This window comes from Klebsiella sp. JB_Kp031, from assembly GCF_040064295.1.
Classification (GTDB): domain Bacteria; phylum Pseudomonadota; class Gammaproteobacteria; order Enterobacterales; family Enterobacteriaceae; genus Klebsiella; species Klebsiella quasipneumoniae.
The window spans coordinates 45853-64339 of the sequence record NZ_JBEAJW010000021.1 but is presented as its reverse complement, the minus strand read 5'-3'; the positions used below and the strand labels follow the sequence as shown (position 1 = coordinate 64339).

The 18487-nt window shown below is 45.6% G+C and carries 25 protein-coding genes and 1 pseudogene; all 26 read right to left on the bottom strand.

Translation table 11 applies throughout. From position 1 onward, the window contains the following. Positions 1-2: 2 nt before the first annotated feature. On the bottom strand, positions 3-569 hold the full coding sequence (locus ABLV64_RS06815) for a type I-E CRISPR-associated protein Cas6/Cse3/CasE (RefSeq protein ID WP_029505551.1): 567 nt from the start codon (positions 567-569) through the stop codon (positions 3-5). Between the two features lie 2 nt (positions 570-571). Next, entirely contained in the window at positions 572-1363 is a 792-nt protein-coding gene (locus ABLV64_RS06810) for a hypothetical protein (RefSeq protein ID WP_029505550.1), read from the bottom strand. A gap of 62 nt (positions 1364-1425) precedes the next feature. After that, positions 1426-1839 (bottom strand): hypothetical protein, encoded by a 414-nt coding sequence (locus ABLV64_RS06805; protein WP_004197660.1) that lies wholly within the window; start codon positions 1837-1839, stop codon positions 1426-1428. An 84-nt stretch (positions 1840-1923) separates the two neighbouring features. After that, positions 1924-2412, bottom strand: a complete 489-nt coding sequence (locus ABLV64_RS06800) for a hypothetical protein (protein WP_016947075.1) — start codon at positions 2410-2412, stop codon at positions 1924-1926. A gap of 51 nt (positions 2413-2463) precedes the next feature. Next, positions 2464-2874 (bottom strand): hypothetical protein, encoded by a 411-nt coding sequence (locus tag ABLV64_RS06795; protein WP_016947074.1) that lies wholly within the window; start codon positions 2872-2874, stop codon positions 2464-2466. A 29-nt stretch (positions 2875-2903) separates the two neighbouring features. Continuing rightward, positions 2904-3311: a hypothetical protein gene (locus ABLV64_RS06790; RefSeq protein WP_061891945.1), complete on the bottom strand. Its 408-nt coding sequence runs from the start codon at positions 3309-3311 to the stop codon at positions 2904-2906. A gap of 9 nt (positions 3312-3320) precedes the next feature. Beyond that, positions 3321-3716 (bottom strand): hypothetical protein, encoded by a 396-nt coding sequence (locus ABLV64_RS06785; RefSeq protein ID WP_110437858.1) that lies wholly within the window; start codon positions 3714-3716, stop codon positions 3321-3323. Between the two features lie 474 nt (positions 3717-4190). Further along, the gene (locus ABLV64_RS06780; RefSeq protein WP_110437857.1) at positions 4191-5432 is read right to left on the bottom strand and encodes a hypothetical protein; all 1242 of its coding nucleotides are present in this window, start codon (positions 5430-5432) and stop codon (positions 4191-4193) included. Positions 5433-6090: 658 nt separating this feature from the next. After that, positions 6091-6255: a hypothetical protein gene (locus tag ABLV64_RS06775; protein ID WP_004026392.1), complete on the bottom strand. Its 165-nt coding sequence runs from the start codon at positions 6253-6255 to the stop codon at positions 6091-6093. A 60-nt stretch (positions 6256-6315) separates the two neighbouring features. Beyond that, positions 6316-6771, bottom strand: a complete 456-nt coding sequence (locus ABLV64_RS06770; RefSeq protein WP_014386579.1) for a DUF957 domain-containing protein — start codon at positions 6769-6771, stop codon at positions 6316-6318. A gap of 287 nt (positions 6772-7058) precedes the next feature. Continuing rightward, complete coding sequence (locus ABLV64_RS06765; RefSeq protein WP_110437856.1) at positions 7059-7667, bottom strand: hypothetical protein; 609 nt, start codon at positions 7665-7667, stop codon at positions 7059-7061. Positions 7668-7736: 69 nt separating this feature from the next. Then, positions 7737-8186: a hypothetical protein gene (locus tag ABLV64_RS06760; RefSeq protein ID WP_004026395.1), complete on the bottom strand. Its 450-nt coding sequence runs from the start codon at positions 8184-8186 to the stop codon at positions 7737-7739. 468 nt (positions 8187-8654) lie between these two features. Further along, a pseudogene (locus ABLV64_RS06755) lies at positions 8655-8966 on the bottom strand (dATP/dGTP pyrophosphohydrolase domain-containing protein); the annotation flags it as partial. Between the two features lie 501 nt (positions 8967-9467). Further along, positions 9468-9992, bottom strand: coding sequence for a hypothetical protein (locus tag ABLV64_RS06750; protein WP_004197199.1), 525 nt, complete (start codon positions 9990-9992; stop codon positions 9468-9470). 453 nt (positions 9993-10445) lie between these two features. Next, the gene (locus ABLV64_RS06745) at positions 10446-10733 is read right to left on the bottom strand and encodes a hypothetical protein (protein ID WP_004883232.1); all 288 of its coding nucleotides are present in this window, start codon (positions 10731-10733) and stop codon (positions 10446-10448) included. A 55-nt stretch (positions 10734-10788) separates the two neighbouring features. Then, positions 10789-10950, bottom strand: a complete 162-nt coding sequence (locus tag ABLV64_RS06740) for a hypothetical protein (protein WP_162138575.1) — start codon at positions 10948-10950, stop codon at positions 10789-10791. 63 nt (positions 10951-11013) lie between these two features. Further along, positions 11014-11286 (bottom strand): hypothetical protein, encoded by a 273-nt coding sequence (locus ABLV64_RS06735; protein WP_004197207.1) that lies wholly within the window; start codon positions 11284-11286, stop codon positions 11014-11016. 83 nt (positions 11287-11369) lie between these two features. Further along, complete coding sequence (locus tag ABLV64_RS06730) at positions 11370-11576, bottom strand: hypothetical protein (RefSeq protein WP_004197220.1); 207 nt, start codon at positions 11574-11576, stop codon at positions 11370-11372. 301 nt (positions 11577-11877) lie between these two features. Further along, complete coding sequence (locus ABLV64_RS06725) at positions 11878-12075, bottom strand: hypothetical protein (protein WP_004883227.1); 198 nt, start codon at positions 12073-12075, stop codon at positions 11878-11880. Continuing rightward, positions 12072-12971, bottom strand: coding sequence for a hypothetical protein (locus tag ABLV64_RS06720; RefSeq protein ID WP_223175076.1), 900 nt, complete (start codon positions 12969-12971; stop codon positions 12072-12074). The genes ABLV64_RS06725 and ABLV64_RS06720 overlap by 4 nt, the downstream gene beginning before the upstream one ends. Positions 12972-13495: 524 nt before the next feature. After that, entirely contained in the window at positions 13496-14464 is a 969-nt protein-coding gene (locus ABLV64_RS06715) for an IS5-like element IS903B family transposase (RefSeq protein WP_000654805.1), read from the bottom strand. Positions 14465-15287: 823 nt separating this feature from the next. Then, positions 15288-15674, bottom strand: coding sequence for a hypothetical protein (locus ABLV64_RS06710; protein WP_024198083.1), 387 nt, complete (start codon positions 15672-15674; stop codon positions 15288-15290). A gap of 416 nt (positions 15675-16090) precedes the next feature. Then, complete coding sequence (locus ABLV64_RS06705; protein ID WP_004026412.1) at positions 16091-16735, bottom strand: hypothetical protein; 645 nt, start codon at positions 16733-16735, stop codon at positions 16091-16093. A gap of 701 nt (positions 16736-17436) precedes the next feature. Then, positions 17437-17625, bottom strand: a complete 189-nt coding sequence (locus tag ABLV64_RS06700; RefSeq protein WP_004026413.1) for a hypothetical protein — start codon at positions 17623-17625, stop codon at positions 17437-17439. After that, positions 17622-18119 (bottom strand): hypothetical protein, encoded by a 498-nt coding sequence (locus ABLV64_RS06695; RefSeq protein ID WP_004026414.1) that lies wholly within the window; start codon positions 18117-18119, stop codon positions 17622-17624. The genes ABLV64_RS06700 and ABLV64_RS06695 overlap by 4 nt, the downstream gene beginning before the upstream one ends. Before the next feature lie 92 nt (positions 18120-18211). Beyond that, positions 18212-18430, bottom strand: a complete 219-nt coding sequence (locus ABLV64_RS06690; protein ID WP_004026415.1) for a hypothetical protein — start codon at positions 18428-18430, stop codon at positions 18212-18214. Positions 18431-18487 lie beyond the last annotated feature (57 nt).

Below are 18487 nucleotides of genomic sequence, written 5' to 3'. Positions count from 1 at the left end.
GACTACTCCCCTGCCAGATGCATGAAACCACAACCAAAAACGCGTTTAGGGCCGACGCCATAAACGATGGCCATTTCAGCTTCCTGTTGATTGCTGATAGTGGCGGCCCCCTGAACAGTGAAGACAGGAAGCATAAAACCACGGCGAGCATTGCCCTTGTCGATATGGACGAATTCCGGGCCACTCACGACGATTTGACGGGAGTCAAGACCAGCCTTCGCTAATTTGGTGAGGGCCATCTGATAACTCGCTTCATCAGATGGAGCAAACTGGCGTCGGCCATGGCCTTCTAACTTTGTTCCTTTATGAAAGATGGCCATTGACGTAATGAACTTAATTTCATGGCCCTCAGAGAGAATAAGCTCTCTTTTTTTCTCCCCTGGCAGCTCCAGAGCTGTGGCTGTGCGGACCAGCAGTCTCGAATCATTCCCGGTACCGGGAAAAATTTTAAAAGAGTACGGCAGCTTCTCTCCCTTACGTTCCTGCATGAAAAAATCCAGGTGCTGGTGGATCCGGTAAACACTTGTGTGAGAGATACGCAACCGAAACGCATTATCGTAGAAAATCATGGTCATACCTTTTTCAAGAGGTGCAAAATGCTCAGGCGTTGATGGGGATCAGTCGGCAGAAGCAGCAGTAACGGAATGAGGTTGTTTTTCTTAAACTCATTCGAGGCGGCTTCAGGAGTTATCCGCGAATAGGCCAGCAGGGTTACTGTTCTGATAAAGATATCCATCTCTTTCTTGGAGTAGTTTTTTATTTCCTGATGGAGTTCTTTAGCCTTTTTTAAATCCAGCATGTAAAGGACTTCGTTCTGCCGGGTGAGTAGTTGATCGGCACAGGTATAAATTGCGTCGGCACTCAGACTGACCCGCAGTGAGCGAACAAGCTCGTAGGTTTTCACGCCGAAGTTTTGAATATAAATCAGCGGGAATTTCAGTTCGGTGTTAAACAGGTATTCCAGATGCTGACCGCTGGTGGCCGTGATGACTTCTACGTGATCGAAAAAATGCTCAGGTAGTTTATTGACCACTCCCTGAGGGGCTAAAAGAACCGAAGAATTGTCTTCAACGTTAATAACAGCCCCAACACCAGACCACATGCCAAATTTCTGGCCGGTTGTTGGTTTTTTGGGGTTCTCCACGCCCATCAGCTCTGGAGCAGAAACAAAAAATGTCTGGCAAGGGCGGCAATGCACAACACGTTCCCTGTAGGCGTTGACCAGCTCGAAGCCTACCCCGTCGAACTCTGAGGGAGCTCTGCCGCAGCATGAGCAATTTCGTTGCACAGGCACAGGCTCACCCATATAGGGCAATAAAATACTCGTCAGAGCGCTATATACTGACTCTACAGGATGATTCAAAGCTCCCCCTCCCCTAAAATAAGCTATGCCATTTTGATGGCAAATTAGTTAAGTGTCCCTGCTCACAGATACAAGGAATTTTCACCCGCCAGCTTAATAAATAATGGTGAAATTTCCTTAGGCAAATTTAACAGAAGCTTCTGATACAAAGACTCATCTTCCGGACGCCCGGTCAAAATCACTTTCCTTCCCGAGGCAAGTGAATGAAGAACGTATTTCAACACATTCCGCATATCAAAAAGGACAACATCATCAACGATGATATCTTTATTTGATAAACTCTGAATAAAATTCTCACCAGCTATCGGCTCATCTGGTGAAATAAATAAACCATCAAATAATGCACGCTTCGCCAGAAGGGTTTTCCCTGACCGGGAAGGCCCTATTATAACGACAATAAGGTTAGTATCTTTTTCTGAAAAATAACTCAACACCTTATTGAGACATTTTTCATTTTGATTGTTATTGAATTTCAAATCATGACTCCTTTCCAAGAAGATGCCCTCACCTGTGGTTATTCCGTTAATTCAAGGGATGAAGTGTACCAGTTAACCTATGTCCTAATGCAGGAGGTTTTTTGTTTCCGAATTACCCTTGTCCTTGCCATCGCCAGACATCTCTTGCAGGTCTTGATGGCCCATCAGATTCACGAACATAGCACGATAACCCACTGGCAAGCGTGAAAGTAAACCAATGCACAATTCATGGTCTGACGGTTGTCCGATGACCAGAACCTTATGGCCAGAAGCATGTACAGCCAGAATACACTCCAGGACTTTGTCTGCATCAAAACGGAAAATGTCATCAATCACTACATCAAAACCTGTGAACATCTCCGAAATGTGATCACATTCTTCAAATTGCTGAGCGGTAGGGTATAGAGCATCGGGAACCTCAAGTTCAGCCAAACAGGATTTACCAGACCCGGTTTCTCCAATAATAAATACAAGAGCTTTATCTTCTGTTTGCTTGAGATATTTAGTAATGACCCCCATGTTATCCTCAAGATTTTTCATTACTAAAGCAGGTAAGTTTTTATCAAGATTCATGTTAAACCTCTTATTAAATTTACTGTTATAGAAAAATTGACAACACGGTATTTATTCATTCTTCCAGTACGTTACACCATCGTCACAGAGATACCCTGTCTGGTCAGGTTCACCTCCAATAAAAACACCAGCCTGACCTTTTAGTGAAACACCCACTCCCGTCGTGGTAGCACCTTCTCTTTTTTCTATAACTTTGCAATGCTCAGCTGCAAAGTCTCGCCAGTCCTGTTCCTTCTGGTCGCTTGCCAACACCAAAACCACCAGCACGGACATAACTCCACACAGGAGTGCAATGCCAGCCAGTCCGGAAGCAAATGTTGTCAGTAAAGAAAAGTCCTTAAACAAAACAGCGCCAAGAACCAATACCACAAGCAAGGCATAAAAAATTACTGCTCCGTTACTTGTTAATAATGACGTTCCCCAATCCCAAAAGGAATTAACAGTAATTTCACTCTGCGTCATACTTCCCTCCTTCAGTTTAATGGCAATCTTCAAACAAAGTCTAAAACTGTGCTGAATTGTTCTGCTTCAGGTAACATCGGCTTCAGCCCACTACGTCTTGCAATGCGAGTAACGAGTATTAATGTATCGGTCGTATCAGGCAAAGTGATTTGTTTGTGAGAAATTCGGACATCGTCTTCATTAACCATGGAAACATCTACATCGCCAACGCCAATGGTGATTGAGAATTTTTTGTCCGAACCGTAAAAAAGCTCCAGCTCAGTAAATGGTCCAACAGCCCGAAAACAAGTCAGGGACATTTTATGAATGCTGCCAATATTTGTAATGCAGCTATCAATGAATTTATCGGCATGTTCGTGCTGAATAAGACGATCTGTAGAGGTCACTCCATACAGAAACTTTAAATGGTTACCATTGGATTGATTGATGCCTTTCATTAATTAGCCTCAGGATTTAATTTTGTTAAAAAGCATTGCCGCCGAGCCTATACCTAAAAGGACGGTCATACCGTAAAGCAAATACGATGAAATATTGTAGAGATCAAAACCGAGTATGGTGCGTGCTTTTTCATCCGGCAAAACCACGGTAAATATAAGGTTCCACAAAGCAATTAAAATTATCTGGGCACCAAATAATCTAGGCAACGCGCCAAGTTCTTCGAATGCAAACAGCCACATAGTCACAACCAACACAATCATAATGCCTACGAAGGAACATAATATCGCTGAAATCCCAAATCCAAATGCAGCAAACACAATTGATTCTTTGGCGTTTAATCCCGTGGCTCCGTAGACCAATAGCACCATAATAATAAAAAAAAGAGAACCCTTTATAAATGCCATAAAATCACCCAAGATTATTAGAAAATGCTCTTTTGCTGGCCAAACAAAAACTTACAATAACAATGCATTTAAACCAAAAAATCATTCAACCTATTTTATGTTGTAAGTAACTTATGTTGTAAGTAACTGAATTTAGCCCTCTGTAATTTCTAAAAGATTTATCGAGCCTCATAAAAGATAATACAAAAGATAAAATTCCTGCTCAGCCTTTCTCCCGCTTACGCGCAATTAAATCCCGGCGATGCAACCAGAGGTGAAATATATCTTATGAGTAAGTTAAAAACAAAGCCGAGTGTAAGGCTCAGGATTAACACCACGATAAAGCGATGTGGGTCTTTACCCAGAACAATATCAAAAAACCTTCGCATGATCTTTGTAAGATAATTTAAAAAAAAAACCATCTTTATCCCCTTCTATACCAATTCACAAATCATGAGGCAAGCCGGGGAAAACTCCCCGGTTACGCCTTAAATATTATTGCTCTGAGTTTTTTTTCTGGATTTTTTCCAGATGTTTATCGTAGCTGTCTTTGGCTGCAGTCAGCTGCAAAAACTCTTCATAGGTTAACGTCAGTTGATACTGGGCTTTAGCGAGAACCTCTGTACCGTCTTCCAAAAAGGGAATTTCTTTCGCTTCGGTAACGATACGGTTAATAACATCAAGAGAGTTATCTACAATCTCTTTGGAGATTTTTTTCGGCAGCACGTCGAACACCGACGGCTGAGATTTGATATTTTGTTTAGGTTCCCGTTTCGCCGCAGGGGTCCGTTTCGGTTCGGATTTTTCACCGCCTTCCCCTTCTTCTGAACCGCCACCCGCAACACCTGCATCATTGCCTGCAGAGCTATCAATGACACCACCAGCCGCGTCAGAGGCACTATTAGATCCGTTACCTGCATCAGTCGTTGTAATGGTTGTCACATTGCCATCAGATTCACCATTAGTGTCGTTTTCACCTGTACGCTTAGCAAGAAGGACCTGACCAATGGTTTTGTCGGTAGCTTTGCCAAACTTATCAAACGCTTCCTGAATGATAGCGACACAGTTATCCGGGTATTTCTCCATCACGTCGAGTGCTGCGTAGTATGCTACTACACCTTTAACGATCAGACCTTTTAACGCCTCCGGGGCGGTGTGAACTTTGAGCAATTTACGGACATGGGTTACGGAGACTTTACGGTCTGCGGCCAGCTCTTCGATGCTCATAGGCTCTTCTGCGCTGTTGTGCATGCGATACATGGACTCAGCCTGAGCAACGATCGAGACCGGAAGTTGATCGTTTCCTTTAAGATTAAAAAGTTCTGCTTTACTGTCAGAGCCACGGAATTCGTCAACACGAATTTTATCAACCGGGCCCTCACCCCGTTCTGCGCGAATTTTATTAGCCAGTGGAATTGCACGGTGACGGCAGTGTCCCTGACGAATGACAACCTGACCATCACGAACCTGGACAACCATAGGGGCCATTTCCAGAGGGCTATCGGCATATTGCTGAGCCAGACGCGCCAGGTGGTCCTTAACTTCCGGGAGTTCCCAGTAAGCCTCACCCAGGCCAGCGGTACGTGTGTTAAAGCCAGGGATGATGTTCAGATGCGTCGGGTCCATAACAAGACCATTGCCCAGACGACCACCGATACCATTTTTTTCTAAGAAGGTACGCAGAGAAACATTTTCGTTTTTGGCTTTAGCTGGAGTTGCCATAGTTGCAGTAGTCATTGAATTTTCCTCTTCCTGTTGTATGTGGGTAAACGGTCATTGCCGTTGTTAGACCCAGGATACATTCTCAAAACGCTCCATCAAGCCCCTATTTTCACTTTGGCGTGAAAAAAGTTACTTTTTTTTGTTCACGGCAAAAATTTTACACATGATTCTTCTGTGGCAAGGGCTCCAGGAGCCGGATTTCGGTGTTTATGTGAAGAAAATTTTTTCAGTGGTATGCCGGGGATCATAATTTTTGGATAATTTTGAAGGAGATACGAACAGTGAAGGTGATTGCAGACGATGCATGTCTCATTGATTTTTAGGACATAAATCGTCAAAAGTTACTTTTTTGAGGGTGATAACGACACTTGAACACGCTTCTCAGGACAGAAAAGTAACTTTTTTCAGTGCTGAGCCCACTCTTTCAAAAGTTACTTTTTGATAAAACCTGCGTTCGGGGAAGGAGGCAAAGCTTGCGGGGGGAAGGAAGAAACTATTTTTATCTGATTGTGCAAATCATAGACGCTCAGCCCGTCATGTTGATCCCCGTACGCAGATAGACAAATGTTCGGGGTTTAAAAAGTTACTTTTCAGGTGCTGTGCTGTTTCACGCTGCCGGATACATAGCAGGTACAGGTATCCTGTCCTGCTATGAGAAGACCAGCGCCCCTGTTTAGTTCGTCTCTGTTTGCAGCTCTTTGCGAGCGTTTGCGATCAACTCGTTCACTTCATCGCGGTCAAATCCTGGCATTGCGGGCAAAACCGTATCGGAAGGAACGGCATCAATCCACTCAAGAGCCGCAAGCAGTGCGCTTAGTAATTGTTCATTAATTTTCATTAGACCGCCTATTTCAACCTTTTTACTATCTTTAAAAAGTTACTTTTGCTGAGTGCAAACTCAATCTTTCGACCACTCGATAAGCGCATTATGCAGTTCCATCGCGCCGGAAGAACGAAGCTCAGCGTCCTCGTACGATATCCCGAGGCGGTCCATGACGCAATCCGTATCCAGAAAGTCAGAGGTGGCGTTCAGAGCTTCTGTAATGACCTGTCCATGGGTAACCGCCACTAACTTGCGCTCGTGATCGGCTATCTGTAATGCTTTGCCTCCATCAATGCTGTTGCCCTGGTCGTCTATCCCACTGGTTGTCTGACAGTCGTTATCGAGGACAGATACTGGCTCATCGGCATTAGCGGTGCCGTGTTTTGCATTTTCCGCTAACGCGATAGCTGCCTGAACGGCGGGTATCATGGCAGCGGAATCTACGTTATCGGAAAATAAAATATCGGTTTCCATTTCAACATTATCTTCGAGCCAGCGAAGAAGAATTTCTAAAGAATCCTGAATGTTCATATTTAGCTCCGGCCAAAAAATTAATAACAGGGGTGAAGACAGACATTCTAAATTATGAAGAATTCATGCCGCAGAACCAGGATACATTTTCAACTCAAAAAAGCAACCCTTTGCAATCAGGAAAAGTTAATTAATTGCAACCTGAAAATTCACCACTTAAATAAACAACGGGGTAATATTATTGGAAAGAAACAGCAAGCCGGTTATTTTCAGGAGTTCTGCTATCATGCTTGTCATTATATTTTAAGCCACTGTTTATGCGGCACTCACAATATGCATTCAAATATTCAGGCGTCAGATTGATTCCTGGAATTGATAAATGCATTTATGCATTCCTGCATTCCCCAGGATGCCTGCCACTTGCAAAGAAAAAGGTACTTTCTCTCAAGGTTCTCCATCTCTTGAAGATTTTCCGCTGAAAAATACGTCCATATATCATGCCAGCATACATCATAAGTAACCCCTGCGGGTGGTTGGTACGTCATGGCATCTGCACAGATAATGTCCACACGCTTATCATCTATAAAGGCCGGAGCGACAAGGTTGATAACGTCTTGCTCTTTTTCAATAACGGTTACGTGGGTCACATCCTTTTTTTGCAAAATGACATGGAGAACCATCCCCAGTCCAAGCCCGTTGATAAGCACGCGCCCCGTTGCCCGCTCAATAAATTCCATGCACGTGTTAATTTCCATCGGTGTATTGGACATGACGACTTCGCCATTATTTGAGAGACGACGATACTTACCAGGTGGAATGTATTCATTCTGATTGCCTGTTACGTCGGCCCTGAGAGAGAGCATATGCGCTTTCTCCTGAGAGATGGTGAATGTATCCAATGTCCACGATCCGGATTTACCGTCCGTAACAGGGAGATCGTAAAAAAGAGTTCCCATTTTCAGTCCTGTAGTGTCGGAGCGTTACTTACCGGAAATTACCACAAACCGGCTACTTTTGCAGGAATATCAGTCGCTGAAATGTGTATTTCGCCGCCGCCACACAATGTAACGTTCAAGACATCCGCACATGATGGCCGTATCACGGGCTCCCTGAGCAGCCACGGCAGCTGATGTACGGCGTCCACCATTTCCTGTGAACTCGCGGGAGGATGCGTCCTGTAGCGTTGTCTTATCGCCATTCATCCGGTTCAGGAGCGCGTACAAATCGTCGAGGCTGAGGTGTTTCCAGCGAACGTCTGACAACCTGATTTCCTCCTGATTTGCTTTCTCATACCGTTCGTCACGGGTTAAAAGCTCACCTGGCCGGGCTTTCCTGAATGCTTGTGTTGCTTGTTCGACAGCACTTTCTTTACTGCTGGCAAAGAGATATTTTGCGCCGATGGAATAACGGTATTTCCAGCGACTGCCGACCTTTCTGAGAAGGTCAAATTCAATCAACTCCTTTTCCGTTACCATGACTTAACCTTAATTCATGAATGATTTTGAAGAGTCAAGAATAAGTTTTTTAATGTCACGTTTCGCTGCCTGGCGTGCGCGATGCTTATCGGCACGTAGTACACTACTGTAGGCATTATTTTTACGGTATCCCCTGGAACGACATAATCCACAGGTGCAACCAGTTACAGAATAAGACAAGCCATAAGGTTTCATACCTTTCCCTCTTTTTAAATATCCGCATCGCGATAAGTATATTAAATAAAACAGATAGCGCAAGTACCGTAATTAATATTAATCACACCGGGAGCGGCCGGTATAATTCATAATTTCTGAAGCATTATGTAGACCGGCCAGATAAAACATCCTGAAAACAGTTTTCTTTTTATTGAAATGTTAGCGGTTAATTGGTCCATATTTTTTACTGGCAGGGAGGGAAACAGTCCAGCATGCTCTTCGCTTTTACGAAGTCTATTCCGCCGGTGTGTGAATATGAAAGCGTGGTTCTCCATCTTCAGGGTCAGGCCAGTTCCGGGATTTGTTCACTTTCAGCTTTTCGATCATCGCCCGGGTAATCTGCTCGTCAGTGATACCGGCTCGGCGTTGGGCATCCCAGAGTAAAAATTGCATATCAGCCCATTCAGCATAGTTACCGGGCGCTTCTGCGGTTTCCAGCGCCTCGAGACTGAGATGCTTCAGCGGGCCAGTCGGGCCAACATCGCCGAATGTATCCTGAGACCACTCGGCGTGGTCACGGCGGATCTGGTCGCGTTCAGGAGATGGAGAGGCATAGAGATAGAGTGCTATATCAGAACCGTCTAATATGGGTTCAGGCCAGATTTCCCCAAAACCATCTTCGCACTGAAGCTCAGTGCGGGATGTGTATACCACCGGCCTATTATTTTTCGCAAACCCGCGATGCTGCAGGAGTTCGCGGATAACGGCGGCAATAACACCAGGCGCAGCCAGACGGCCAAACTCGCATTGATAATTTGGGTCGGGGTGACAAACCGATTCTTCCGCATACCAGAGCATGTTCGCCAGGTAATCATCCTCAACTGGCGTAGAAGTTTCGGCCTGACGTCGTTTTTTTAACTCTCGTGCCATTATTGCTGCCTGATGGGGTGAAACCACTTCGCCAGCGATTATCCGGTCCAGTTCATCGACTGAAAAGGGATAATCATCCGGAAGAGTGTGGGTCTCTATATTGAGTAGGGCTTTGTTACTTTCGTGGCTCATAGTGTGCTCCAGTTATTTTCGATCACTACGCCGAAGGTTAAAGCTAATCGCATCGTTTTGCCTTTAAATATCCAGGTCTGCTAGAAAGCGTTGTTGAATCTCATTTTTTTGAATGATGTCCACCAGCTGGCTGGGGTCAACCGTCTTAGCCAGCAGATTTGAGGCATCATCCAGTGCCCAGGCTTTTAACACCATATCGCCTTCAGACATAAACATTTCCCGTCCATTTTCATGGTTGTACCATTTCTGATTATCATCCAGTGTCACTAGGATATGCGTCGGTTCGTTGCCAGGATCCCCGTTGTCGAAATAGTGGATTGCATAGAGGCCCGGTTTTAGACTTTGCTGGGTGAGCTGGAGGTTATTGTTGCTCTGTGCCAGCAGATTTGAGGCATCATCCAGCGCCCAAGCTTTTAAAAATGTATCGCCTTGGTGTCGCAACATATCGAGGCCTGTTCCCTCTTCACGCCAGAGTTGGTTGGCGTCCTGGGTCGCGAGGGTATAATACAGATCACCATCAACATCCCAGCAATCGAAATACCAGACAGCATAGAGACCCGGTTTCAGGTGATTTAAATTCTGTTTCATAATAAGCCTCCGGTGAGCATGCACACAGACTAAAACCTATAAAAACCCAAGTGGAATTTAATCGAAAAAAAAGAAAACCTAACTAGCAAATGAAATACAAAGCAGGTGGTTGATACTACCAGAATACTATTTTATTACGCTTGTTCAAGACCCAATTTTTAATGTCAGGAAAAAGAAAGAGATTTTTTGGGAGAGATTGCAATTTCTGGATGATAATTAAAAGCTGTGAAAATCTTGGAGGTGATAAAAGTGTTAATTAAAAACCATCATAAGTCAAAAAAACTGGGTAATGCTGCACATTCAGCTCTTACGAATATACAGCCTTTCCCTGAATGTTGATTGTTTATTCAACCTGTTTCAGAAGTTTTTCTATTCCTGATTTTTGTACCTGTCAACATTATCAATTCAAGATAAATAATGCTCAACAGGGTAGTCAGCCTTCACCGGCAAATATTACCAGTCTCCGCCCTCCACTCTTAGGTCCGGTGCCGCATGAGCTAGTAACTCCTGCTGGGGCTGGTCATGTTTATTATGACTTTCCCCAAGCAGCAGGCTTAAACTTCCAGACGCCGCATAATACGAAGCATCCGGGAAGTGCTCGCGGACCTCGTCCAGAAGTCGGGAGAGGTTTTTTGCGGTCCGGTAGAATCGAGAGGCTGCGTTTGGCATAGCTTCGCTTAACAGCTCATGAGCTGTTGTATTTTCACTGGATATTTTTGATAAAACGTCATCCTGGTCCATTTACAGTTCTCCCGTTTGATGGTTGTTAATGATGGCAATAGTGCATCAGTCCTGATCACACCAATCCCAGTTGCCAGGCGATGCCCCGAATGGTGTATTCACCGCTCCACCCTGTCACAACATAGAAGCGGTCCCCGTTTTTATTACTGCCCGTTAACTTCATTTTTTTTCCGGTGCTGGCAAGTAATACTTTCATTGATTTTACAGTGACTTTCATCTTCCACCTAAACATTCAAGACTCTCTGTTTTTCCTTACTGCTTACAAATTCATTGTGGAATATCAATCCTTGATATTCATGGTGGCAGCGGCTTGTTTCCCCGTGTCGGTAAGCGTGACCGCATAAAACAAGGCGTGTTCTCTCCCCCCCTTATGTACATAGTCCACCAGCCCGAGACGAAACAGGACAGGAATAGATGGTGCAGAAATATCATCGGTGAATATCCCTGATCCTGGCCTGCATTCCCGCGCCTTTTTTCCGTCACCACGGAGTTGATATTTACTCCCACCGGATAATCGCCGCAGTGTGTAGATCTGTGCGTTAGTAAGCTTCATCTTAAATCCTTGAGATACTGATACTTTTTAGAACCAAAAAAGAAGCCAGAATTATTATTCTCAATAATTATATATTTCCGACTCTACTCAAAGGTAATAACCTCCATAACACAAACATGCTGTGTAGCATCAGGAGGAAGTAAGACACGGCAGTTGGGGCAAGGAGTCATGCGCTTGGTTATTATACTAGCTAAATCTGTCATGCGCTTGGTTATACTAGTTAAGTCTGTCATTTTCTCTCGCGAGCCGTCAGAAAGTTCCATTAAAGCTTTTTCAAGTAAATTGCTCATTTTTATATATCCTCTAAGATTTATGTACAATCTGTTGTTCTCGCCCAATGTTGAGATTATTGAATTATCTTCAACCTACAGGCGATGACCAAAATTAGTAATAAAAGTAACTTTTTCCTGATTGCGACGCTAGTGCTATCATACGCGCACAAAAAACATACCAGCACTACCGTTTGCTTTGTTATTACTCCACTTGATAAGTGAACTATACACTACGCGTCACGAGAATAGAGAGTTGACAGGAGCTAAACTCTATCCCACTGTATATACCATTTCATACAACGAAAAGAGTGATGTGCGGTCATATCTGTCGCCTCATCTTCGAAATAGGGTTATTCCAGGCATCAATATCTTCCTGAATCACCCTGCCGTTACCACCGCATAACATACAACCGGATAGAAGGCCGTAACACTCAGGGCATTTTTCGAATGGCCCAAACTGGCGCTTCCATTTTAGCAGTGCTGCTCGCTTGCCCATTTCTTCAATGGAGGGCATCATTTCACCTCCTGTGGGGCGGCTGCGAGCATGGCTTTGTATGTGCCTTTTGATGAAGGGTTCTTGGTGGCCATGTAGTGCAGCCACCCGGCATCAATCATCTCTTTTGTCGGTTCCTTCGGTAACATCACGTAACCAGGAGGTGCTACGTAGCGAACTTCCACTGTTCTGTCAGCACCTGTTGCCTGGTCAATGCCAATTACCGGAGAGTTGACTGCCTGGAGCATAGCGGCCCGGAAAGCGTTCCAGGAATCAGCGGCCGCATTTCGCTGGTCTTCATCCCACTGGAATACAGCGTGGTCACGACGCCTGGCGCTGGCAAGAATCTCGATACTGTCCGGAGTAGCTTCTTCCGGCACTACCAGCGTTGGCTGAGGGGCGGCGAAAAGTTCGTGCACACCATCAGGGCACATTTGACCGCCCTTTACAGTGCATACCGCCACTGGCTCAGCCTCCACCTTCATGCCATTTGCCAGCAGAATAGTGATGGCGCGAGTTAATGCCATGCGCTCACCACTTTGAAGAATCCGAGCAGCCTCTGCGCACGAGGACTCTGCTGAACCGGCACGTTCAAGAAGATTTTTTACGTTATTTTCGTATACTCTGCAGTCTTTATCCAGCTCAGCAATACGCTGCAGGGCCTTCTCCAGTGACTCTACCAGCGCATCAACGTAACCAGCGGCACGAAGGGCAAACGCCGTGATTGATAGCTCTGCGTCAGTTTCTTGCCCGTAGCTTTCGCATTCCGAGACAACTGCAAAATAGTCGGAGTCGATCTCGTTATTTGCCAGGTGGCGTAGCAAATTGGCCGTTTCATTTCCGTTTGCGATGAGTAGATCATGGCTCTGCGGTTGTTCGGTGATATCGGTTCTCTTGCTGCACTCAAATGAATTGTTCATGGTTATATTCCGTATGAGAACGTGCGACCTAGAAAAGTAGAAACATGTCACTGTAAACCAGGTTATCATATTAAAACGTTCCTGCAACTCCTATTATCTTATCATTTATAAAGTAACTTTCTGGATTTATAAGGTGGCGACCTTCTGTAAAGTTGGTTGACTAAATGCGAAGCTTTGTAGTGTGGAGGAAGTATTAACTTAAGTGGATAATTTTAAAAATCAAGGCAAACACTCGAAAAAAACCTCGGATGATAAAAGCATTTTTTATTAAGCAGGCCTTCGACCTGCTTTTTCGGAATGAGATAAAATGAAAGCTTCATTATCGCTGGTGGGAAAATTAAATATCGTCGTCAGGAAACTCTTGCTGGATGGCATGGACCAGTTCAATCTTATGCTCACGAGTTAAATCACCCCATGCAACTTTAGCCAGTGGCGCTTCGCCATCAGTTGTTGCTTCAATATATGACCGGCTTTGTTGAATAAATCAGATTTCGGGTAAGTCTCCCCCGTAGCGGGTTGTGTTTTCAGGCAATACGCACGCTTTCAGGCATACCTGCTTTCGTCATTTTGTTCAGCGCTCGTACCAGGGCCATAGCCTCCGCAACCTGACCATCGTAGTCACGCAGCGTCAGTGAACCCCCGAACAGCTGTTTTACCCGGTACATCGCCGTTTCCGCTATCGAGCGACGGTTATAATCTGTTGTCCATTTCCACCGCGCATTACTCCCGGTCATTCGCTGATTAGCCACTGCACGGTTACGGTCTGCATATTCACCGGGCCAGTAACCCGCACCTTTTCGGGGAGGGATAAGGGCGCTGATTTTCTTACGCCGCAGTTCATCGTGACAGAGCCGGGTGTCGTAAGCGCCGTCTGCCGATGCTGCCCTGATTTTTCTGTGAGTCTGCCGGATAAGACCCGGGAAGGCTTCTGAGTCCGTTACGTTGTTCAGCGACAGGTCTGCACAGATGATTTCATGTGTGTTGCTGTCAACGGCGAGATGCAGCTTACGCCAGATACGGCGGCGTTCCTGGCCATGTTTTTTGACTTTCCATTCGCCTTCACCAAAGACCTTCAGCCCGGTGGAATCAATCACCAGATGCGCGATTTCACCCCGGGTGAACGTTTTGAAACTGACATTAACCGACTTTGCGCGCTTGCTGACACTGGTGTAATCCGGGCAGCGCAACGGAACATTCATCAGTGTAAAAATGGAATCAATAAAACCCTGCGCAGCGCGCAGGGTCAGCCTGAACACGCGTTTAATGACCAGAACGGTGGTGATGGCGAGATCAGAATAGCGCTGAGGTCTTCCCCGTGATGAAGGCGTTGCCGACTCATACCAGGCCTGAATAGCTTCATCATCCAGCCAGAAAGTTATGGAGCCACGGTTGATGAGGGCTTTATTGTAGGTGGGCCAGTTGGTGATTTTGAACTTTTGCTTTGCCACGGAACGGTCTGCGTTGTCGGGAAGATGCGTGATCTGATCCTTCAACTCAGCAAAAGTTCGATTTATTCAACAAAGCCTATATGACCATAATTTTCTGTAAAGTTCTTGCCCCACCCCATCGAGACATTCAGCTACTTCATCCACTGTCCAGTGGTTCAGAAGTTCTGGCATAGCTATGTCATTACCAGGGCAATCGTCTGAAGAACAAAGGTCTGCGTCATGATAAATGCGACCGCAATGAACGCACTCAAAATTTGATAGAGGAATTTTTGGTACAGATACATTACTCATGATCATATCTCCAATATTAAGTTTCCTGCTTTATAAAATACAATGACGTCAGAACCCGGATACTACCAGTGCGGTGATATCCGTCATGTTCGCCCCCGTTTCAATGCCTTGTGAATTTGCTGCATCTGCCGCAACGTACTTGCATGACCCTGCCTCGGATGACATCCGCTAAACTTGGTATGTTCGCGGTCGTAGTCGTTAATTAAATCTTCCATTGCGGTGATGGCCAACTCGATTGCACTAGCAGCAGCTCGTAACTTTGCTCTTCTATATTCTTTTACAACGGTGGAATCATTCATGAGCGATTGTCTCGGTTAATATCCTTTTTCTTTAAACCCAGGATACTACTTTGGAACTCATGTGCAAGCCCCTATTTGCAGGTTCCAGGAAAGCAAATAAGGAATGTCCATAACACTGGGAAATAATGAGCGAAGAATAATATAGTTTCGCGATCAGTATGATGACTACAAAAAGGTGAGTATGAAGATCTTCATTATCGACGAATACCTCCCCGCTTATGCGGGGTTCTCTCTAACAGAGAGTAGGAAAGTAACTTTCTATCTGACTGCCTGTGACATCATTCATCCTTTATGACAGCCCGGCAGGCTTCTCGCAGTACCCACTCAACGGCATCTTTATAAGCTCCCGTTTCTACTGGCGGATTTTCACGCTTAACCTGCTCATAAAATGCTACAGCTTGTATCAATGCATCCGGCACTAGCTTCGCGTGCCGATAGAGCGGTATATCCCCTGTCTCTGAGTTCTGCTTACCCCAAATCAGAGAGGTTTCTCGGCCCATGGCAATATGATGAAGGTTTCGTTCGTCGGTAAACACTACCGGCTCGCCGTCCATTGCAGCCAGCGCCATGCGGGCCACTCTCTTAAGAATCTCGATGTCGGCGAGCCCAAGTGTATAACCAGCTTTTAGATCAAATACAGCCTGAATATTTTCGTCTCTACTCATGCATCCGCCTAAAAAATCTAAGTCCAAGTGATTCCAGCAGGGGGAGAACCTGGTTTTTGTTATAAACCGGATAATAGTGGTTAGCTGCCTACTTATTTATAACTTCCGTACCACCACCCGTCCCCGCCATCAGTCAGGGATATTCGGCACTTTCCCACTGCATTAAATACGCTAACCGAGCAACTGAATACGCCCTGTCTTTGAGTTACCGTCACTCCGTTCTCGTACTCGCCAAGACGGATAGTTTTATTATCCTCATCAATCTGAATGTCTATTTTGGTTCCGCGCAGTCCAGTGTCCTTAGTAATAAGCCCACCAGTAGCACCAGATTTTGTCTTTCTAAACGAAACGAACTTAGAACCTGGCACTCTTCCGCTACGCTTTGGTATTGTTCCCAGTTGAGATATGAATGCCATCTATTCAACCTCCATCTTGATGCCAGCGGCGGCCAGCAAAACGGCCTCTACTACCTCCATGGAAGGTGTACCCTCCCAACATTCGCATTGGTCATCGTACCCTATTGCGTTCTGAACTTTGCTGATAAATTCTGGATCAATTTTCCAACCCGGGTCAGAATCTTTAGGTTTCGGCAGCGTCACGGTGCGGGACTCCAGCTCTGCAATCTTTCTCTGCTGATTTAATAGCGTTCGCTGGAGAATGACTAACTGGCCTCGTGCCAGTTCATTCTCGGTTTGCGTGTTCTTCAGCGCCTCCAGAACGTAACCATCTGGTAATTCCGATGAGATGCCAGTCAGCAAGCGGATAATAGCGGAACCGCGTGCGGCATATTCAGTAATGGATACGTCAGAGCCAGTGTCGACATCAGCGATCTCAAAACGTAAATCTACGGTGTCGCTATCAATAGCAGTAGCCTCAAAGCTACCGATAAGCTCTAATACAGCGGCAACATGCTCGACCTCATCCGCCACTACCGGCTTGCTACTCATCGCGGCCAGCGCAAGCTTGAAAGCAGCCAATGTGTTGCTGTCAGTGATGCCAGCGCCTTCAATTGCTGAAATTTGATCCTGTAACCACTCTCTGCTTAAGGTTTCTGTTGTCATGATTTAGCCCTCACCCATCCCTTAGTTGTGCTGCGGATTACACCAGCTTTACGTAGCGCCTGGAGTCGGCGATCGAGAATGCGAAAGGGTTCAGGTTTATTCTCCTCCGTTGCAAGTCGGATACATTCTTCTGCAACATCTTTGACGTACAGACTGGAAAATGGCGTTGGATGCCCGCTGATTTTAGTCAGTATTTTTGAGTCAAGCTCGTTATATTTTGTCATTGTCAGATTTCTCATGTTTTAAATTGTCTATGCAGAACTGAGTAAGAACTCTGGCCTTCTCACCAGTAATTCTATACCGGTATGGATTTCCAAAGGTGTCAATCGTGTCGCCGAGTGCGTACCAGTCGTCAGTGTAGGGACACGATTCGAATTTTCGTCCATCCCCACCAGTGACATAACGATGACGACGTGTGATCCCCCTGCGTGTGCAACTCCCGCCCTGCCAGCATGTCGCACCAGTTGGGTAAAAATCGCGCTTAGCCATTACTCATCTCCATCGAAGGGTCTGACTCTCCGGATGCGAGTTGCGGTTACGACCGCACTCATTACTGAATTAGACTTCTTCTTTGCCCCCACCATATTTAAAATATATTGGGAAAAATCCGTGCGAATTGAGTGACGGGTGTGGGGTACTCGCTGAGTTGCTTTAGCTGAGACAAAGCACCGTTTATTTCTGACTGTGTCAGTTAGGTGAAATCAGTCATCTCTGCTCTCTGCGATAATTTCTGAAATCAAACGTTCCACGACCCAATCGTTTATATTTTGAACTGATGGGAAACGCTTATATCTTCCGCCTCTGCCATTTCTTTGCCCGCGCTGAGCATTTAATCGCCGGAGTACGCCATTGTTGATTTTGGGTGGCAGTGCGGTGATATCAGTTTTCATACTATACCACCTTTGACGCGGGCGATGGCTTCACGCGCAGCCCATACAGCATGTTTGTCAGGAATAACTACTCCGCTTTGCTTTCCATCCCGGTCACGTTCGCCGGTGTCGCAAGCAGCAGAAAGGGCTTCAAGGGCTATCAATAATTCATCACGTTGTCCTGCTACTTTCGAATACTCAGTCGCGGCGGTAGCCATTTCGGCTTTATGCTTCTTGTAAGCCTCATAGGCATGCCAGGACTGGCCTTTGCGCACGCTGGTGGTTATGTCTGCTACCTGGTCTGGCGTAAGCGTGGTCAATGGCTGTGCCGGGTAAATCAACACCTGACCGGCACTCCAGTCGAACCCGGCCTCGATGGACTCGACTTCTACTGATGGAGTAACTCCGACACTTCCCGGAGAGTGGATGATGATCGTGACTTCAGGATCGCGGCGCTGGTTGATTTTGTTTGCCCATATGGCAGTTATCAGCTCAAAGAATCTGGAAAATTTCATACAACGCTTCCTCAAAAGAACTTCACACTAGATTTGCAGAAATTTGCAGGCTATGTCCGGCAAGAAGTGGATGTAGTTTTATGACAGACAAATTAACTTACCTGGCCGGACTTTTTGTCTGCTTTCATTTTGTGATATACAGCCCAGCTCAAAGCATCCAGTTTTTTCAACCCAGCCTTGTCATAAAGGAAGATCCCATTATTACAGGCGTGTTCTTCTTCAACTTTCTTTTTTAGTTGTTCTAACTGGTCATATGTGAGCGTCGAAAGCTTTACCCGGTTCCAGCCAAAATTACGAATGTGAGTGGCCATTTATCAGCCTCCGTTACCCAGTAAACTTTATTCGCATTAATCACCAGGATAGCAACT

Excerpts from the sequence above, each read along its gene's own strand:
- ABLV64_RS06765 (WP_110437856.1), bottom strand. The coding sequence starts at position 7,667 with ATGGGAACTCTTTTTTACGATCTCCCTGTTACGGACGGTAAATCCGGA.
- ABLV64_RS06785 (WP_110437858.1), bottom strand. The coding sequence starts at position 3,716 with ATGGCATTTATAAAGGGTTCTCTTTTTTTTATTATTATGGTGCTATTG.
- ABLV64_RS06690 (WP_004026415.1), bottom strand. The coding sequence starts at position 18,430 with ATGGCCACTCACATTCGTAATTTTGGCTGGAACCGGGTAAAGCTTTCG.
- ABLV64_RS06705 (WP_004026412.1), bottom strand. The coding sequence starts at position 16,735 with ATGACAACAGAAACCTTAAGCAGAGAGTGGTTACAGGATCAAATTTCA.
- ABLV64_RS06770 (WP_014386579.1), bottom strand. The coding sequence starts at position 6,771 with ATGAACATTCAGGATTCTTTAGAAATTCTTCTTCGCTGGCTCGAAGAT.
- ABLV64_RS06735 (WP_004197207.1), bottom strand. The coding sequence starts at position 11,286 with ATGAAGCTTACTAACGCACAGATCTACACACTGCGGCGATTATCCGGT.
- ABLV64_RS06815 (WP_029505551.1), bottom strand. The coding sequence starts at position 569 with ATGATTTTCTACGATAATGCGTTTCGGTTGCGTATCTCTCACACAAGT.
- ABLV64_RS06700 (WP_004026413.1), bottom strand. The coding sequence starts at position 17,625 with ATGAAAACTGATATCACCGCACTGCCACCCAAAATCAACAATGGCGTA.
- ABLV64_RS06775 (WP_004026392.1), bottom strand. The coding sequence starts at position 6,255 with ATGAAAATTAATGAACAATTACTAAGCGCACTGCTTGCGGCTCTTGAG.
- ABLV64_RS06760 (WP_004026395.1), bottom strand. The coding sequence starts at position 8,186 with ATGGTAACGGAAAAGGAGTTGATTGAATTTGACCTTCTCAGAAAGGTC.
- ABLV64_RS06725 (WP_004883227.1), bottom strand. The coding sequence starts at position 12,075 with ATGATGCCCTCCATTGAAGAAATGGGCAAGCGAGCAGCACTGCTAAAA.
- ABLV64_RS06730 (WP_004197220.1), bottom strand. The coding sequence starts at position 11,576 with ATGAGCAATTTACTTGAAAAAGCTTTAATGGAACTTTCTGACGGCTCG.
- ABLV64_RS06720 (WP_223175076.1), bottom strand. The coding sequence starts at position 12,971 with ATGAACAATTCATTTGAGTGCAGCAAGAGAACCGATATCACCGAACAA.
- ABLV64_RS06745 (WP_004883232.1), bottom strand. The coding sequence starts at position 10,733 with ATGGACCAGGATGACGTTTTATCAAAAATATCCAGTGAAAATACAACA.
- ABLV64_RS06790 (WP_061891945.1), bottom strand. The coding sequence starts at position 3,311 with ATGAAAGGCATCAATCAATCCAATGGTAACCATTTAAAGTTTCTGTAT.
- ABLV64_RS06780 (WP_110437857.1), bottom strand. The coding sequence starts at position 5,432 with ATGACTACTGCAACTATGGCAACTCCAGCTAAAGCCAAAAACGAAAAT.
- ABLV64_RS06750 (WP_004197199.1), bottom strand. The coding sequence starts at position 9,992 with ATGAAACAGAATTTAAATCACCTGAAACCGGGTCTCTATGCTGTCTGG.
- ABLV64_RS06800 (WP_016947075.1), bottom strand. The coding sequence starts at position 2,412 with ATGAATCTTGATAAAAACTTACCTGCTTTAGTAATGAAAAATCTTGAG.
- ABLV64_RS06710 (WP_024198083.1), bottom strand. The coding sequence starts at position 15,674 with ATGAGTAGAGACGAAAATATTCAGGCTGTATTTGATCTAAAAGCTGGT.
- ABLV64_RS06695 (WP_004026414.1), bottom strand. The coding sequence starts at position 18,119 with ATGAAATTTTCCAGATTCTTTGAGCTGATAACTGCCATATGGGCAAAC.
- ABLV64_RS06740 (WP_162138575.1), bottom strand. The coding sequence starts at position 10,950 with ATGAAAGTCACTGTAAAATCAATGAAAGTATTACTTGCCAGCACCGGA.
- ABLV64_RS06795 (WP_016947074.1), bottom strand. The coding sequence starts at position 2,874 with ATGACGCAGAGTGAAATTACTGTTAATTCCTTTTGGGATTGGGGAACG.